Annotated in this window: 16 protein-coding genes, 1 tRNA gene and 1 pseudogene; 14 read left to right on the forward strand and 4 right to left on the reverse strand. The window is 57.0% G+C overall.

Features of this window, described 5'->3' with window-relative positions; all coding sequences use genetic code 11:
• Positions 1–19: 19 nt before the first annotated feature.
• Positions 20–94 (forward strand) — tRNA-Gly (locus tag B5D49_RS04260).
• A gap of 66 nt (positions 95–160) precedes the next feature.
• On the opposite strand, the gene B5D49_RS04265 is transcribed toward B5D49_RS04260, so the two are convergent.
• On the reverse strand, positions 161–970 hold the full coding sequence (locus B5D49_RS04265) for a nitroreductase family protein (protein ID WP_078716435.1): 810 nt from the start codon (positions 968–970) through the stop codon (positions 161–163).
• 235 nt (positions 971–1,205) lie between these two features.
• Between B5D49_RS04265 and B5D49_RS04270 the strand changes: the two genes are divergently transcribed.
• The gene (locus tag B5D49_RS04270; RefSeq protein ID WP_078716436.1) at positions 1,206–2,165 is read left to right on the forward strand and encodes a hypothetical protein; all 960 of its coding nucleotides are present in this window, start codon (positions 1,206–1,208) and stop codon (positions 2,163–2,165) included.
• Here the strand turns inward: B5D49_RS04270 and B5D49_RS04275 are convergent.
• Entirely contained in the window at positions 2,151–3,161 is a 1,011-nt protein-coding gene (locus tag B5D49_RS04275) for a metal-dependent hydrolase (protein WP_159447124.1), read from the reverse strand. The two genes, B5D49_RS04270 and B5D49_RS04275, sit on opposite strands and share 15 nt — an antisense overlap.
• Positions 3,162–3,280: 119 nt before the next feature.
• On the opposite strand from B5D49_RS04275, the gene B5D49_RS04280 reads away from it, so the two are divergent.
• The 8 genes from B5D49_RS04280 to B5D49_RS04315 all read left to right on the forward strand — a co-directional run bounded on the left by B5D49_RS04280 (position 3,281) and on the right by B5D49_RS04315 (position 11,425).
• The gene (locus tag B5D49_RS04280) at positions 3,281–3,937 is read left to right on the forward strand and encodes a phosphatidylserine decarboxylase family protein (protein WP_078716438.1); all 657 of its coding nucleotides are present in this window, start codon (positions 3,281–3,283) and stop codon (positions 3,935–3,937) included.
• A gap of 141 nt (positions 3,938–4,078) precedes the next feature.
• Positions 4,079–4,873, forward strand: a complete 795-nt coding sequence (gene pssA / locus B5D49_RS04285; protein ID WP_078716439.1) for a CDP-diacylglycerol--serine O-phosphatidyltransferase — start codon at positions 4,079–4,081, stop codon at positions 4,871–4,873.
• 371 nt (positions 4,874–5,244) lie between these two features.
• Entirely contained in the window at positions 5,245–6,783 is a 1,539-nt protein-coding gene (locus tag B5D49_RS04290; protein ID WP_078716440.1) for a 2-isopropylmalate synthase, read from the forward strand.
• Positions 6,784–8,040 (forward strand): 3-isopropylmalate dehydratase large subunit, encoded by a 1,257-nt coding sequence (gene leuC / locus B5D49_RS04295; RefSeq protein ID WP_078716441.1) that lies wholly within the window; start codon positions 6,784–6,786, stop codon positions 8,038–8,040. It begins immediately after the preceding gene.
• Between the two features lie 238 nt (positions 8,041–8,278).
• Positions 8,279–8,773 (forward strand): 3-isopropylmalate dehydratase small subunit, encoded by a 495-nt coding sequence (locus B5D49_RS04300; protein WP_078716442.1) that lies wholly within the window; start codon positions 8,279–8,281, stop codon positions 8,771–8,773.
• A gap of 45 nt (positions 8,774–8,818) precedes the next feature.
• Entirely contained in the window at positions 8,819–9,889 is a 1,071-nt protein-coding gene (leuB, locus tag B5D49_RS04305) for a 3-isopropylmalate dehydrogenase (protein ID WP_078716443.1), read from the forward strand.
• A 64-nt stretch (positions 9,890–9,953) separates the two neighbouring features.
• Positions 9,954–10,349, forward strand: a complete 396-nt coding sequence (locus B5D49_RS04310; protein WP_159447125.1) for a bacteriohemerythrin — start codon at positions 9,954–9,956, stop codon at positions 10,347–10,349.
• A gap of 104 nt (positions 10,350–10,453) precedes the next feature.
• Positions 10,454–11,425: a DMT family transporter gene (locus B5D49_RS04315; protein ID WP_078716445.1), complete on the forward strand. Its 972-nt coding sequence runs from the start codon at positions 10,454–10,456 to the stop codon at positions 11,423–11,425.
• Positions 11,426–11,464: 39 nt separating this feature from the next.
• Here B5D49_RS04315 and B5D49_RS04320 read toward each other — a convergent pair whose 3' ends face one another.
• Positions 11,465–11,668, reverse strand: a complete 204-nt coding sequence (locus B5D49_RS04320; RefSeq protein ID WP_078716446.1) for a 2-hydroxymuconate tautomerase family protein — start codon at positions 11,666–11,668, stop codon at positions 11,465–11,467.
• Positions 11,656–11,937, reverse strand: coding sequence for a GIY-YIG nuclease family protein (locus B5D49_RS04325; protein ID WP_078716447.1), 282 nt, complete (start codon positions 11,935–11,937; stop codon positions 11,656–11,658). The genes B5D49_RS04320 and B5D49_RS04325 overlap by 13 nt, the downstream gene beginning before the upstream one ends.
• Before the next feature lie 237 nt (positions 11,938–12,174).
• Between B5D49_RS04325 and B5D49_RS15155 the strand changes: the two are divergent.
• The 4 genes and pseudogenes from B5D49_RS15155 to metF all read left to right on the forward strand — a co-directional run.
• Positions 12,175–12,603, forward strand: a pseudogene (locus B5D49_RS15155) (ATP-binding cassette domain-containing protein); the annotation flags it as partial.
• A 129-nt stretch (positions 12,604–12,732) separates the two neighbouring features.
• Positions 12,733–14,145, forward strand: a complete 1,413-nt coding sequence (locus tag B5D49_RS04330; RefSeq protein ID WP_456107115.1) for an ABC-F family ATP-binding cassette domain-containing protein — start codon at positions 12,733–12,735, stop codon at positions 14,143–14,145.
• Positions 14,142–14,576, forward strand: coding sequence for a (deoxy)nucleoside triphosphate pyrophosphohydrolase (locus B5D49_RS04335; protein WP_078716449.1), 435 nt, complete (start codon positions 14,142–14,144; stop codon positions 14,574–14,576). The genes B5D49_RS04330 and B5D49_RS04335 overlap by 4 nt, the downstream gene beginning before the upstream one ends.
• A 63-nt stretch (positions 14,577–14,639) precedes the next feature.
• Positions 14,640–15,512, forward strand: coding sequence for a methylenetetrahydrofolate reductase [NAD(P)H] (metF, locus tag B5D49_RS04340; RefSeq protein ID WP_078716450.1), 873 nt, complete (start codon positions 14,640–14,642; stop codon positions 15,510–15,512).
• Positions 15,513–15,521 lie beyond the last annotated feature (9 nt).

A 15,521-nucleotide genomic window follows, 5' to 3' on the forward strand; every position in this document is an offset into this window, starting at 1 on the left:
TGGCCCGATGCTCCGCTGAGCGGGAATAACTCAGTGGTAGAGTGCAACCTTGCCAAGGTTGAAGTCGCGGGTTCAAATCCCGTTTCCCGCTCCAAATTTTAAGACCGGCTTTCGAGCCGGTCTTTTTTTGTTTTGATCTATTCAGCTCCATGCCTATCGGTCAAATCCAATCCACCTGAGCCGGGTTGCGTTCCGGTATCATATAATAACGGAACTTCGTGTACCCGAGCATCAGCGCTCCGTAGATGCGAAATCCATCGGGGATGTTGAGCACTTTGTTGATGTGGTCGGTATGCTCCACAGCGTTCATGAGAAATCCGGCCCAGCAAGCGCCGATTCCTTTGGAGTGCCCGGCCAACTCCAAGTAGGTGCAGGCGATGGAGCAATCCGCGGATGGGCTTTCTCCGTCAATGGGAGCGTAGGCCACCACAAGGTGGGGGGCGTGGCGCAGTACCTTGTCGTCATGCTGGGTCCGCCAGGCGCGAACCACGCCGGGAAAGAGCTTGTGCGCGTCCATCCAGTCCACAATGCAGGTTGTCAATTGTTCTATGACGTTCTGATCGCTGATGATCTTCCAGCGGACAGGCTGAAGATTGTGAGCCGACGGAGCGTAGCGCGCCACATCAAGCATCCATTCCAGATCGGCCCGGTCCACGGGTTTTTTCTTGAAGGTGCGGATTGACCGGCGGGACTTAAGAAACTGGGCTACCTGTTCGGGCGCTGGCTGAAGTTTCCGATCAATGGGGACGCAATTTTCCAGCCTGAGCATTTTCAGGTCCAACGCCTGGGAGGGACAGACGGAAACGCAGTGCCCACAGGCAATGCAATGTTTTTTTGCAGCCCGGCGCAGGCGGGGATATCCGTCCTCTCCATAGTAAATCAGGTCGAAAGGACATTCCAATTCACAAATGCAGTCGCGATTACATTTTTCCCGATCCACAAGGATCAGGTCTTGAGCATGCTTGGTCATTGATAACTACCTCGTTTCTTCCGGCAAGGTAGCAAGGGGCGGCCATTGCGTCCACGGAAAAAGCCGTCTTGCTGGTCATTCTCGCTGTTCTACTTCAATATGCTGATATCAAAGCGTATTGATTGTTTTTTTCGGGAGAGGGCCGCAGGCCGTCCAATACGGCACGACCTCTGCATCCAATTGAGGGAGTGAAAAAACTGCCCGCTGTGACACGGCATTGAGGAGGAAACGGTTCATGACCAACGTGGTTTCTCAGGGGTATGACGTTGGCGGCAAACCGAATCGGGAATCGGACGAGTTTGCCTGGCTGGATCAATCCCCCCTTGTGGAGGATGTCCGCCGTTTGGCGAAGTCCGGAGATCCGCTGTCGGATGCTGCGTTGATGAACGTGGCGGCAAAGTATTTTTTTGCATTCGTGCATCCCGGGGCGCAGGTTAACCCGGTGCCACCACGGGAAATAGCGTCCATTCTGCACCGCTTTCAACGTTGTCGAAGTCTCAATGAACCAGATGATGACATTGAGATCATGAATATTTTGCGGCGATTTGCTCCAGCCCTGGCCTTGAGCGCCCGCCCCGTTGTGGCGGGACATGTGCTCGGCTTGCTTGCGGCGCAATTTGTTCCGGGGAGCGGGGGGCGGTATCTTGGCCTGGATTTATATACCGGTTCCGGGCTGCTTGTGCTGGGGCAGTATCTGCTGGCAAGTCGTCACGGGTATGAATCCGTTGAAGTCTGGGGCGTCGAGGGGGACGGTGTTGCCGCAAAGCGGGCCGGATCCCTGTTGCGCTCCCTGGGCGTCGGGAATGTTGTTCCCTGCGCCCCGGAATATACGGCGGCCTATGAAATGGTCGGAGGCCGGCGTCTTTCGCTTGTGACGTCGGCGGTGGGGGCTGGAGGAGGAATTGGGCTGTGCGATGACCGTTTCTTCACCGCTTTTGCCGCGTTGGAACGTGCATGCTCCACTTCCTTGCAGGGGGCGTCGTTTTTCCCGGAAGGGCTTATCGTGTACAGCCGCGAGACCAATGCATCCCTGATTTTGAGCCGGGAAAACGGATTTCAGCGGCCTGCGGAGTTCGACGGTGCAGCGTTGCAACCCCAAGCCTGGATCGTGGCGGGCGACGTCATTCCGCTGCATCGTATGGGGGAGCCGCCGACCTCTCTGGAGAGGCAGCCGGATAAATCATTCAACGAGTGATTGGGCAAAGGTCTTGCTCCCACGGTGGAACACGAATTGTTGAACCTGACCTTGGGCGTTGAGCTGGACGGTCAGAGCGAAGGGCGTTCGCCCGTTGGAAAAAAGGGAGCTGATGATCGGTCCTGGTGATTGAAACCGCAGATCACCGAATTCCAAATCGCGTCCGCCGTCTGGACGTTGTGTTTCTGTATAAAATGGAAAGGCCGTGAACCAGAAATAGGTATCCAGAAATGGAGCCGCGTTTCGCAATGTGTCGAGCAGTTCACCGGACGGACGACGGTATTTGAAATCCGGTGTGGATTCATCGCGTTCCCCCATGCGAACACTCTCCAGTGCATACTGCCCGTTGTTGACCAAAATGGCCTTCCAATACAAAGGGCTGAGGGCATCCGTGGTTACGGTGAGGCAGTCGTAGGGTGCGTTTTGCTCCATGAGGCTTTGCCGGTATTGCGTCTCGGCCACAGTGCGCAATCCGGAACAAAGCAGGGGATAGGCCAATATCCAACTCAACAGCAGCAGCCCCACAATTTGTCGGTGTTGCTTGCGAAACAGCAGGTAGCCCAGGCCGAGTAACGTCAGTCCGGTGTAGAGCGGGTCAATGATGAAGACCGCGTCCATGCCAAGACGTGCATCGGTGAAAGGGGCAAATATTTGTGTTCCGTAGCTTGTGATCAAGTCTTGGTAGATGTGCAGCGAGAGCAGCCCCGCAGCAAGTGCGATGAGTTTCTTTCTGGAAGATTCGTTTGTGAGTCTGGCGTAGCACCACCCCAACAACGGGGATGCCAACAGTACGAAAAGGATGGAATGGGAAAACCCGCGATGATATCGTAAGTAAAAGGAAGGGTCTGAGCGGAAAAAGAGGATATCCGCGTCGGGAAGAATGGCCAGGAAGAGGCAAAAGACCACAAGAAATCGGGCCGCAGGCAGTCGACGGCGAACCACATGGTACACGACGGCACCGGCAGAGAGATGGGTAACAGGATCCATACGAATCATAATACATGAGCGTCGGACCCCGCACAAGGGCGAGAGCGTGAGGTTGACCTGTGCTGCAAGGGGAGGTAGCGTACGCTTTTGCGTCATAGAATTGCCAGTGACTGGAAGCGGAGGACACCATGCAGCAGCGGTCCATCGGTATTTGCCCGGAAGGTTATCCTTTTTTGATTCTCGCGGCTTTCGCCACCGTCGTTTTCGCCATTCTGGAATGGTGGTTTATGGCGCTGGTGGGGCTTGCGGCAACAGCCTTTGTCGGGCATTTTTTCCGTGACCCGGAGCGCGTCCCTCCCGAGGATGTGGAGGCCGTGGTTTCTCCCGCCGATGGGCGTATCGTCAAGATCGCCCGCGAAAGCGATCCCCTTTCCGGGGAGGAAAAACAGGTCATTTGCGTGTTTATGAATCTCGTGGACGTGCATGTGAACCGTATGCCCGTTTCCGGAAAGATAGATGTTATTCGTTATATCCCTGGAGCGTTCTTCAACGCCTCGCTGGATAAAGCCAGCACGGACAACGAGCGTAATATTTTGGAAGTCGTCGGCAAAGGCAACCAGCGTTTCGTGATTGTGCAGATAGCGGGACTGATTGCCCGTCGCATCGTCTGCTGGTCGGAAAAAGGCGACAAGCTCAAACGCGGTGAGCGATTTGGTATGATCCGTTTCGGCTCCCGCGTGGATTTGTACCTGCCGGAAGGCTTTGAACCCAGCGTTGTGGTCGGGGAACAGGTCTTTGCCGGGGAAACCGCCATTGCCAAGCGCAAGGCATCTAACAGTATATAATACTCCAACAGCATAACAGGTGGTTTGCTGCGCTGGGAGAATGTCGGCCGCTTAACGCGTTGAGCCGATGAACACGTTTCGCCACATTGTAAGGGTTTGAAACGAACCAGGGCATACGGCAACCCGCCGGGAGAGGAATGCATGAGTGCACGTAAACGGCTGCCCCGTAGTAAGGCCGTGTATATTTTACCCAACATGCTGACCACGGCCAGCCTGTTTCTTGGATTCATGGGCGTGGTCTGGTCCATGGCAGGAGATTTCGAGGCCACGGCTCTGGCCATTCTCGGCAGTGCCGTGTTCGACGCTCTGGATGGGCGTGTGGCCCGCATGACCAACAGCACCAGCGAGTTCGGCGTTCAGTTCGATTCCCTGGCGGATCTTGTGGCCTTTGGTGTCTCCCCTGCCGTGCTGGTCTATACCTGGCAGCTTTCCCAGTTCGGAAGGTTGGGGCTGATGGCCTCCTTTTTGCTCGTGGCGTGCGGTGCCTTGCGGCTGGCTCGATTCAATGTCCAGGCCAAAGTGGCGGACAAGCGTTTTTTCACCGGCCTGCCGATTCCGGCTTCGGCCTGTACCCTGGCAACGCTTGTGCTTTTTGTGCCGTTCGTACCTCAGCAGTTGATCGACGCGGCTTTGGCACCGGCGTTGTTGGCATTGGTGTATTTGGTTTCTTTTCTCATGGTCAGCACGGTGCGTTTTGCGTCGTTCAAGGAATTGGGCTTTTTGCGGGCGCATTCCTTTGGGACCATGGTGGTCGCCATCCTGCTGTTTGTGTTGATTGCCACCAAGCCACGCGCACTGGGATTCGTGATCTTCCTGTCTTACATTATTTCCGGACTTGGATACACGCTGTTTGTGCTTTCCCGTCGGGGGGCCAAACTTTCCCGCCATTCTCGCGAGGACTCCAGCACGGTGTGTAGCGAGGAAAACGGTCAATAGCGGCGCGTCGGCGCAGGAGAAAAGGCAGGCTGGTTGGCCTGCCTTTTTTTATGCCCACGGTGTGTATCCGGCTTTCAATGAGTAAGACCGTATCTCTTTGAAAAAGATGTTGACAGTATCCAACGGTTCCGTCTAGCTTTACACATCATGTCCTATTGGAAAACTCAGATCCTCGGATCCTTCTTTTCCGCCTTTTCCCTACGCCCCCTATCCCTATAGGGGGGCTTCCCACTGCGCATTCCTTGCGCTGACTTCATTTTTTCATTCCTCTCCATGCCCCCGGAGAGCCGGTCGTGTCCCTGACGCCGGTGTCCCCTGGGGTGGACGTGGCGTCGCATCATATCCTTTTTTAGCAACCGATGGAGGCAGTCATGTCTGACCGTGTGTATGTATTCGACACCACCCTTCGCGACGGTGAACAGTCCCCCGGCGCAACCATGAGCCTGGAAGAAAAAATCAGCATGGCCCACCAGCTTGAAGCGCTCGGTGTGGACATCATTGAAGCGGGATTTCCCATTGCCAGCCAAGGGGATTTTGAGGCGGTCCGCGCCATTTCCAGGGCCGTGAGCGACAGGGTTCAGGTTGCCGGACTGTGCCGCGCCGTTCCCAAAGATATCGACCGTGCCTGGGAAGCCGTGAAGGACGCGGGCAATCCGCGTATTCACACCTTTCTTGCCACCAGCGATATTCACATGAAATATAAACTCCAGCGCACGCCGGAGCAGGTATTGGAAATGGCTGAGGCGGCGGTATCCCGTGCCGCGACCTACACGTCCAACGTAGAGTTCTCCGCCGAAGATGCCAGCCGTTCGGATTGGGATTTCCTGGCTAAGGTGTTTGAGCGGGTCATTGATTGCGGGGCCACCACGGTAAACGTCCCGGATACCGTGGGGTATGTGCAGCCTTTCGAGTATCATGAGATGATCAAATATCTTATGGACAGGATTCCCAACAGCCATAAGGCCGTGTTTTCCGTCCACTGCCACAATGACCTGGGGCTGGCCGTCGCCAATACCCTGGCCGCCATCCGTGCTGGGGCGCGGCAGGTGGAATGCACGGTTTCCGGCATTGGCGAGCGGGCTGGCAATGCGGCTGTTGAAGAAGTGGTCATGGCTTTGAACACTCGTAAGGACATCTACGACGTCACAACAAATGTCGATACCACACAGATTTTCCCTTCCTGCCGTCGGCTTTCCCAGATCATTGGTCAGCCCATCCCCCCCTATAAGGCAATCGTCGGACCTAACGCTTTTGCGCATGAATCCGGCGTCCACCAGGACGGGGTACTCAAAAATCCCATGACCTACGAGATTATGACCCCGGAATCCATCGGCAGAACCGGCACCGAAATGGTCATCGGTAAGCATTCCGGATCCCATGCGGTCAAGGCCAAGGTCCGCGAGTTGGGGTATGAACTGGACGAGGAACAACTCGGCCTGGTGTTTGAGGCCGTAAAAGGACTCGCGGACAAGAAGGAAAAAATTTACGATGAGGATGTCCATGCCATGATTATGGAGAAGGTCTTCCGCAAGCGTGATCTTTTCCGCATCAGGGACATGAGCGTATCTTCCAGCTCGGGAAGTGTGCCGCCCCAGGCGGCCGTGGTCATGGAGTTCCTCCAAGACGGCGAACCCGTGGAGGAAAAAACCAATGTTGTTTTTGGAAAAGGCTGTGTGGACGCGGTGTTCCAGTGCATTTGCGGAGTCGTGGGAGCCGCTCCCAAGCTGGAGCGTTACTCGGTTACCGCAGTGACGGCCGGTACCGACGCTCTCGGGCAGGTGAGCATTCGCATCGAGGAAAACGGCCTGCGCGCCGTGGGACGTTCCGCGGATTCCGACGTGATCCGTGCGTCCGCCATGGCCCTGGTCAACGCACTGAACCGTTTGATGAAGATCAAAGAGGAGCAATAAATGCCCAAGACCCTTGCCGAGAAAATCATCCAACAGCATACCCAGGAGCCTGCGGAGGCCGGAAATATCGTCCGGTGCCGTGTGGATATGGTGCTGGCGAACGACATCACCGCGCCCCTGGCCATCAAGTCGTTCAAGGCCATGGGCGCAGATCGGGTCTTTGACAGGGATAAGGTCGCCTTGGTCTGTGATCATTTTACACCGAACAAGGACATTGACTCCGCGGAGCAGGTCAAGACCGTACGCGAATTTGCTGAAGCCATGGGCGTCACGCATTATTACGAGGGCGGCAATGTTGGGGTGGAGCATGCCCTTTTGCCGGAACTCGGCATTGTGGGACCAGGCGATGTGGTCGTGGGCGCCGACAGCCACACCTGTACCTACGGTGGACTTGGTGCGTTTGCCACGGGCATGGGATCCACGGACATTGCTGCGGCCATGGCCCTTGGAGAAACCTGGTTCAAGGTGCCGCCCACCATTCGAGTCGAGATTTCCGGTACGCCACAGCCCCATGTGGGTGCCAAGGACTATATGCTGCGGCTCATCGGGGAAATCGGCGTTGCCGGGGCGTTGTACAAGGCTCTGGAATTCGGCGGCCCTGCAGTGGAGGCTCTGAGTGTTGAAGGCCGTATGACAATGGCCAACATGGCCATTGAGGCCGGAGGCAAAGCCGGTCTGTTTGCCGTGGACGATAAGACCATCGCCTATGCGCGCCGTGCCGGGCGGAGCGGTAACCAGGCCATGACGCCGGATTCCGATGCCGGGTATGAACGGGTCGTGGTTATTCGGTTGGACGGAATGTCCCCGCAGATCGCCTGTCCCCATCTGCCGGATAATGTCCACTCCGTGGATGAGGTGGCGGGGTTGCGCGTGGATCAGGCCGTAATTGGTTCCTGTACCAACGGGCGTATCGAAGACATGCGCGAGGCCGCGGCAGTACTCAAAGGGAAAAAGGTCTCCAGCCGGGTTCGCTGCATCGTGCTCCCGGCTACTCCGGCAATTTGGAAGCAGGCGCTCAAGGAAGGATTGATCGAAGTGTTCATGGAGGCTGGGTGCGTGGTCGGCCCGGCCACCTGCGGTCCGTGCCTCGGGGGGCACATGGGAATTCTTGCGGGAGGAGAGCGGGCCATCGCCACGACCAACCGCAATTTCAAGGGGCGCATGGGAAGTCTGGAAAGCGAGGTGTACCTGTCGAATCCGGCTGTGGCGGCGGCCTCTGCCGTGGTGGGTGAGATCGTGCATCCCTCTCATATCTGAGCCATGGGGAGTGCGAGGGATCGTGCAGGATATGATCGTAGGTGAAGCCGGGGAGAATAGGCAAATCGTACCGTGGAGATCCTCCACGAGAAACGCCCGGCAACGTGAGAACGCGGCGCGTTGACCATTTTGATGAAGGTCAGGGCGGGAGGGCAAGCCCGCTGGACCCGTCGCGATGATCATTTACTGGATCAGCGATCGGACAGGAACGCCGATTGGAACCACAAGGGAGTGACGAATGCAGGTGAAGGGAAAAGCCCACGTTGTGGGCGACCATATTGATACGGACGCCATCATCCCGGCGCGTTTTTTGGTGACCACCGATCCCAAGGAGCTGGGAGCCAAATGCATGGAAGGGTTGGAAGAGGGCTGGATCGCTCGGGTCAACCAAGGAGACATCCTGGTGGCCGGAGAGAATTTCGGGTGCGGCTCTTCCCGGGAACATGCTCCGATTTCGATTCTTGGGGCTGGAATTCCTGTGGTGGTGGCCAAGAGTTTTGCGCGTATCTTTTACCGCAACGGTTTCAACATGGGGCTGGTGCTCCTGGAAGTGGGCGAGGATATCGAAAAACTCGGTGATGGGGATACGCTTGACGTGGATACGGCGCAGGGCGTCATTTACAATCGTACCACCGGGGAGACTGTACAGTGCGCGCCTGTCCCACCTTTCATGCAGGAGATTTTGGACGCTGGGGGCTTGGTTCCGTACGGCCGGCAACGGCTCAGAGCATAGTTCGGCAGCGCAAAAACGTTTTTATACAGGAAGGATACGATAATCATGCCCAAAGTGTGCATATTGGCTGGTGACGGCATTGGTCCGGAAATCATGGAGCAGGCTTTACGCGTATTGGAACGGGTCGGGCAGCGTTTTGGCAGGGAGTTTTCCCTGGAGCATGCATTAATTGGTGGCGTTGCCATTGACGCGACCGGCGGACCATTGCCCCAGGAAACCGTGGAGGCGTGTCGTCGGAGTGATGCCGTGCTTCTGGGGGCGGTCGGCGGACCGAAATGGGACGATATCGATCCGGCCATTCGTCCTGAAAAAGGGCTGCTGGGAATCCGTAAGGAGCTTGGGCTGTTTGCGAACCTGCGACCGGCAAGATTGTTTCCCCAACTTCGCGACGCCTGCTATCTGCGGCCGGACATTGCGGCCCGAGGGTTGGATGTCATGGTGGTGCGCGAATTGACAGGCGGCATTTATTTCGGGGAACCGCGTGGCGAGGAGACTCGTGAAACAGGACGCATGGGCTACAACACCATGGTCTATCATGAGGAAGAGATCCGGCGAATCGGTGTGGTGGCCTTTGAAGCGGCCCGTAAGCGGGGAAGCCGTGTCTGTTCGGTGGATAAGGCCAACGTGTTGGATGTTTCCCGCGTCTGGCGCGAGGTTATGCGCGAGGTGGCAACCGATTACCCGGACGTGGAATTGAGCGAAATGTACGTTGACAACGCGGCCATGCAGCTTGTCCGCGATCCTTCCCAGTTTGATGTCGTGGTCACGGGCAATCTGTTCGGCGATGTGCTTTCCGACGAAGCTGCGGCCATTACCGGTTCCATCGGCATGCTGCCGTCCGCGTCATTGGGCGCCAACGGTCCCGGGTTGTATGAGCCTATCCATGGTTCTGCGCCGGATATAGCGGGGCAGGACAAAGCCAATCCGTTGGCTACGATCCTTTCCGTGGCCATGATGCTCCGACACTCGCTGGAAATGCCCGAAGAAGCGACCGCCGTGGAACAAGCTGTGGAGCAGACCTTGGACCAGGGCTTGCGAACCGGCGACATCGCCCAACAGGGAGACGGGGTTGTCGGCTGCCGGGCTATGGGTGACGCAGTGCTTGCTTGTATCTGAATAGCTTGATATTGATTTTGCCGAGCATTTGTATTTGCCGTCTGGATACGTTGGGAGGAGTGCGGTGCCTTTTGCCCAGTGGGATGAAAGCCTGTCCATCGGGGCGGAACCGATTGATGGACAGCATCAATGGTTGTTCACCATTCTGAACCGGCTTGCCACGCATATCGGAAGCCCAGATGAGGAAAAAGCAGTCGTTCGTTGTCTTGTGGATATGGAGCGGTATGCTTTGATTCATTTTGCAGCGGAAGAAGCGTTCATGCGCGAGGTCGGTTATGACGGCCTGGAGAAGCATCGTACAGTGCATCAGGGGTTTGCCCGCAGTGTGGAGTCCTACCGTGAAGCGCTGATCAATGGGGATATCGCGGCGTTGGACGTGGCCGGGTATCTTCGTGATTGGCTGATCAATCATGTGCGCGGGGCGGATATGGCCATTCGACACCATCTGCAATCACGCTGACCAACGGCGCGTTTAGTGCGCGCTTTTTTTGACGAATAGCAACGGGCGGGAGGTCGGCTTCCCGCCCGATATCTCGTTCTCGTACAGTAATAAGGAACATTGATATGGAAAGCGCAGAAAAAGCGTTTGGGCCTGTGCTCGCAGTGCTGGCGGCCGTTGTGCTTTGGGGAAGTTCTTTTCCCATGATGAAGGCTGTGTTGGCCGTGTTCGGACCATGGACCATTATGTGGTTGCGTATGCTGGTGGGAACGCTGGTACTGTTGCCCTTTCTTGGCCGCATGAGTCTTGCCGGATATCGGAAAGGGGATTGGCGCCTTCTGGGGGGAATGGTGCTTTGCATGCCCTGTTTGTATTTTTACCTTGAGTCCAACGCGTTGACTCTGACCACGTCTTCCCAGGCTGGTGTGGTGGCTGCCATCCTGCCCCTGGTGGTGGCGTTGGGCGGTTGGATGTTTCTTCGGGAACCGCTTGACCGTGGCTCGTTATTCGGGTTGGCCCTGGCTTTGTGCGGAGTGATCGTTCTCACGTTGAGCGGCAGCCCCGATGAATCGGCTCCGCATCCGGTCTTGGGAAACCTGATGGAATTGGGAGCCATGCTTTCAGCCGCGGTGTATATGTTGCTGGCGAGACAGTTAGGCGAACGGTACAACGCGTTGACCCTAACGGGTATGCAGACTTTGGCGGGGCTGGTGTTTTTTTTGCCCGGGGCCATGGATCTGGGACCAAAAGCCTTGGAGCATCCCGAAGCCCTGACGGCAGCCGCCTATCTTGGGGCGTTCGTGAGCATCGGGGCGTTTGGGTTGTATAATTTCGGGCTTTCCCGGCTACAGGCCGGACGAGCAGCCGTAGCCATCAATTTGGTTCCCGTGGTGGCCGTTGCCCTGGCCTGGATTTGGTTGGGCGAGGCGTTGAATCCGGTTCAGATGCTGGCGGCCGGAGCCACGCTCTTGGGCGTTTGGCTGGCCCAGCGTGGCTCTTCGACGCAGCAGAATGAGGGACAACAAGCCTCGCTTCTTGACAGGACGCAAGAATCTGTTCCTGCGGCGGCGGATCCGGTGCCGGGAGATGCCTCCTGACGGATCGGGATGGGGCGGAGAATGTCCGGAGGTGAGGAGCTATCGTTCTCGGGTACGTCGGGCCGTGACACTTTCACCGTTGATGCCCCAATTGTCTGTTTCCACTTCGTCGATGGTCACGACGGTGGTGGCCGGATTTTTATCGAGCACGTCGGCCAAAAGGTCGGTAACGCCTCGAATCAGCAGGGCTTTTTGTTCGGGCGTGGCTTCATCTTGGGTGATTTTGATGTTCACGTACGGCATGGGGTGATTTCCTTTGCTGCTTGTTGCAGCGCCGCTTGTTTTTTGCGGCGGGGCAAGCGTTTAATGTGCCGTTCCAGGCGCAGGGCCGCGCTTTTATCCTCGCAGATACAGCTGGCCACGAGGCGCACCGGGCGGCGTGAGCGTGTGTATTTTGCTCCGGTTCCCGCGTTGTGGGTTTCCACACGGCGGGGAACATCGTTGCTGATGCCGCAATAGAGCGTGTCGTCAGCGCAGCGCAGCAAGTAAACGTACCAGGGTTTGGGGGGCATGCAGCACCTTCTTGCGAGGTATGCCGACCGGTGTGAAGGGGCCGCTCCCCTTGCCATTCCCGGCCCGGCGGTATATCCAGACACGCGCGGCAGTCGTCGCGAGAATCGATGCCCACAGTTTCCACAACCTCCAACAAAACCGCAACCTGTTTGCGATGAACGAGCGAGCATATGTCCCGCGTCACGGTGCAGTCCCTTGAAAAATCCTACGGCGGTCGAGACCTGTTCGCCGGTTTGTCTTTTGAAATCACGCCGGGCATGCGTCTGGCCGTGACCGGTCCCAATGGATGCGGTAAATCCACGTTGATGCGCATCTTGGCCGGGGAGGATGGACCGGATTCGGGGCAAGTGTCCATGGCTCGGGGAGCACGGGTCGGCTATGTTCGTCAGGAGCTTGACGAGGCGGATCTGGATCAACGGCTTTTGGCCTGGGTGTTGTCCTCTTTACCATCGTGGAACGATTTTTGGGACGCCTGGGAGCGGGCCGTGGAGGTGCGCGACGAAGCCGCGTTGGAGCGTCTTTCCCACCAGCAGGCCGAGTTCGAGGAGCAGTACGGGTACAATCCGGACCACCAGGCTCGAGCCATTCTCATGGGGCTTGGATTTGCCGAGTCTGATCTGTTCAAGTGCTTGCGGGAGCTTTCCGGCGGCTGGCGCGAGCGCGCCAAGCTGGGGCGGGTGTTGTTGCAGGGCGCGGACGTGTTGCTTCTGGACGAACCCACCAACCATTTGGATCTGGAAGCCGTGGAATGGCTGGAGCAATATCTCCTCGGATTCCGTGGTGCACTGGCTTTTGTGGCGCATGATCGCGTCTTTTTGGAAAAGGTAGGGACGCATGTCCTGTTTGTTTCAGACGGACGCAGCGCCTTGCGCAAGGGGACGTTTTCCCAGTTTCTGGAGTGGGAGCGGGAAAACGCGGAGCAGCGAAGCCGGGAAGCGGCCAAGTTGAGCAACCGAATCGAATCGGAAATGAGTTATATCCGCCGGTTCCGTGTGAAGGCTCGTAAAGCGGCCCAAGCCCAGAGCAAGCTGAAAAAGGTGGAGAAGCTCCAGTCCGAGTTGGAACGCCTACAAAGCGAACAAGGGGCGTCCCGGCCGGGTAAGTCGTTGAATTTTCGACTTCCTGATCCGAAACGTGGTGACAAGGTTGCTATCAATGCCGTGGACCTTCGGTTCAGCTATCCCGGCGGGGAGAGTGTCTGGGACGGGCTGGGATTTCAGCTTTTTCGCGGTAAGAAAGTGGCTCTGGCCGCTCCAAACGGGGCGGGGAAGACAACTTTGTTAAAGATCATCACCGGTTCGCTTCAACCGCATCAGGGCCATGTCAAAATTGGTCAAAATACTTCCCTGGGGTATTTCAGCCAACACCAGAGCGAAATCCTGAACACCGGCAATACGGTGCTGGGTGAAATCCGGCGACTTGGCGACCCCAATCTTACCGAAGAGCAACTCATGTCCGTGCTGGGGTTGTTTTTGCTTGGCGAATCATATTTTGAGCGTCGGGTGGACGCCCTGTCCGGTGGGGAAAAAAATCGTCTTATTTTGGCGTCGTTGTTTTTGGCCCGGGCCAATTTGTTGATTTTGGACGAACCGACCAACCATTTGGATTTGGAAAGCCGCATGGGGCTTGTTTCTGCCCTCAAGGATTATGAGGGAACCCTCTTCTTCGTTGCGCACGACCGATACCTGTTGCGCGAGGTGGCGGAAGAGGTCTGGTCGCTCGGCCGGACCGGCATAACCCAGCATTCCGGTTTTGAGGCTTGGGATGCGTGGCGCCGCCGGCAATTGGCCGGTGCCGATACCCGGGGGGAACCCGCGGAACCGGACACCACCGACCCCCTGGTCGGAAAAAGTGATACGGCAGCCACCACGGAGGAAACTTCCAAAACGCCGACAACGAAACTGAGCAAAGAGGAAAAGCGTCGGTTGGCCGAGGCGCGAAATGCGCTGTATCGGAAGTTGAAGCCGCTGAAGAAGGAATACGAAGCCAAGGAAGCGGACCTGGAAAAGGTGCTGGCGGAAATGGGAGAGCTGGAAGAGCGCATGAATGATCCGGCAACCTATGAAAAACCCGAGGAAGCATTGAAGCTGAATACCGCGTATCGGGAAGCCGAGGATTGGTCCGAACGGTTGATGGAGCGCATGCAGGAGTTGGAGCAGGCCATGGAAGCCATCAGTACGGAACGCGCTGCATTGGGGAACGAATGAGTCGATCTTCCAATGAAATTTTTGTCGTGGCGGCAGTGATTTGGCGGCGGGGGCGGTACCTTGCGGTCTGTCGCCCCGAGGGAATGCCCTGGGCTGGTTGGTGGGAGTTTCCGGGTGGCAAGATCGAGGCGGGCGAATCCCGGGAAGCGGCCCTGAGCCGCGAGTTGCGGGAAGAACTGGGCATCACGCCGGAGCAGATGGTTTTTTGGCGGGAGAAGCGACATTCGTATCCCGACAAAGATGTACATTTATATTTTTACCATGTGTTCGAGTACCAAGGTACGCTTCGCCCTTTGGAGGGCCAGGAACTGCGTTGGATCGATCCCGGCGCACCGGGCGAGTTGGCTTTCTTGCCTGCGGATGTGGAGCTGGTGGATACTCTGTGTCGCCAGGGAGCGCCGTCCCAGGGATCTATTGAACCTTCCCGCTGAAGGGCGTAAGAATCGGAACGGCCTGTCAGATTTGTGCGGGCCATGGAAAGGAGAAGATTCGCAGTGCGTATACCCGAGTTGATGGAACGGCGTCGCCCGTTTTTGTCGCTGGAGTTTTTCCCGCCCAAAGAGCGGGAGGCCTGGCCACAATTTTTTGACGTGGCCGAGCGGCTCAAGGAATTGGATCCTTTGTTCGTGTCTGTGACCTATGGTGCCGGCGGCGGCACCCAGGACAACACACTGGAGATCGTGCGTCGGCTCAAGCGGGACATGGACATGGAGCCGATGGCGCACTTGACTTGCGTCGGGGCTTCCGCCGCTAAGATTGAGGCGTTCCTGGAAGAGCTTCGGCGTGCCGATGTGCATAATGTGTTGGCCTTGCGCGGCGACCCGCCGAAAAACAACCCGGATTTTGACTTTTCGTCGGGCGAATTCCGTCATGCCTCGGATTTGGCTTCCTTTATCAAGGAACGCTTTCCAGAAATGGCTGTTGCGGTGACAGGGTACCCTGAACCGCATGTGGAGTCGCCATCCATCCCGGAGGATTTGCACTGGACCAAGGTCAAAGTGCAGGCTGGAGGCGATTTTTTGGTCACACAACTGTTTTTTGACAACAGATTGTATTTCGATTTCGTGGAACGCCTGCGTGGTATGGAAGTCCATGCCCCGGTTATCCCTGGCGTGCTGCCCATTTTGAGCATTAACTCCGCGAAGTTCATTCTTTCCCTTTGCGGCGCGTCCATTCCGGGCAAATTTCTTTCCGCATTGGAATCCGCCCATGCCGAAGGTGGAGACGAGGCCGTGCGCGAGGTGGGGCTGGAATACGCTGTGCGTCAGGCCCAGGAACTCATTGATAATGGCGCTCCGGGCGTTCACTTGTATACGCTCAACAAGGCCGAAGCCTGCCTGGAGATCGGCAGCAAACTCAAGATATAAGGGGACAGC

The sequence above is a fragment of the Paucidesulfovibrio gracilis DSM 16080 genome (assembly GCF_900167125.1).
Lineage (GTDB): Bacteria > Desulfobacterota > Desulfovibrionia > Desulfovibrionales > Desulfovibrionaceae > Paucidesulfovibrio > Paucidesulfovibrio gracilis.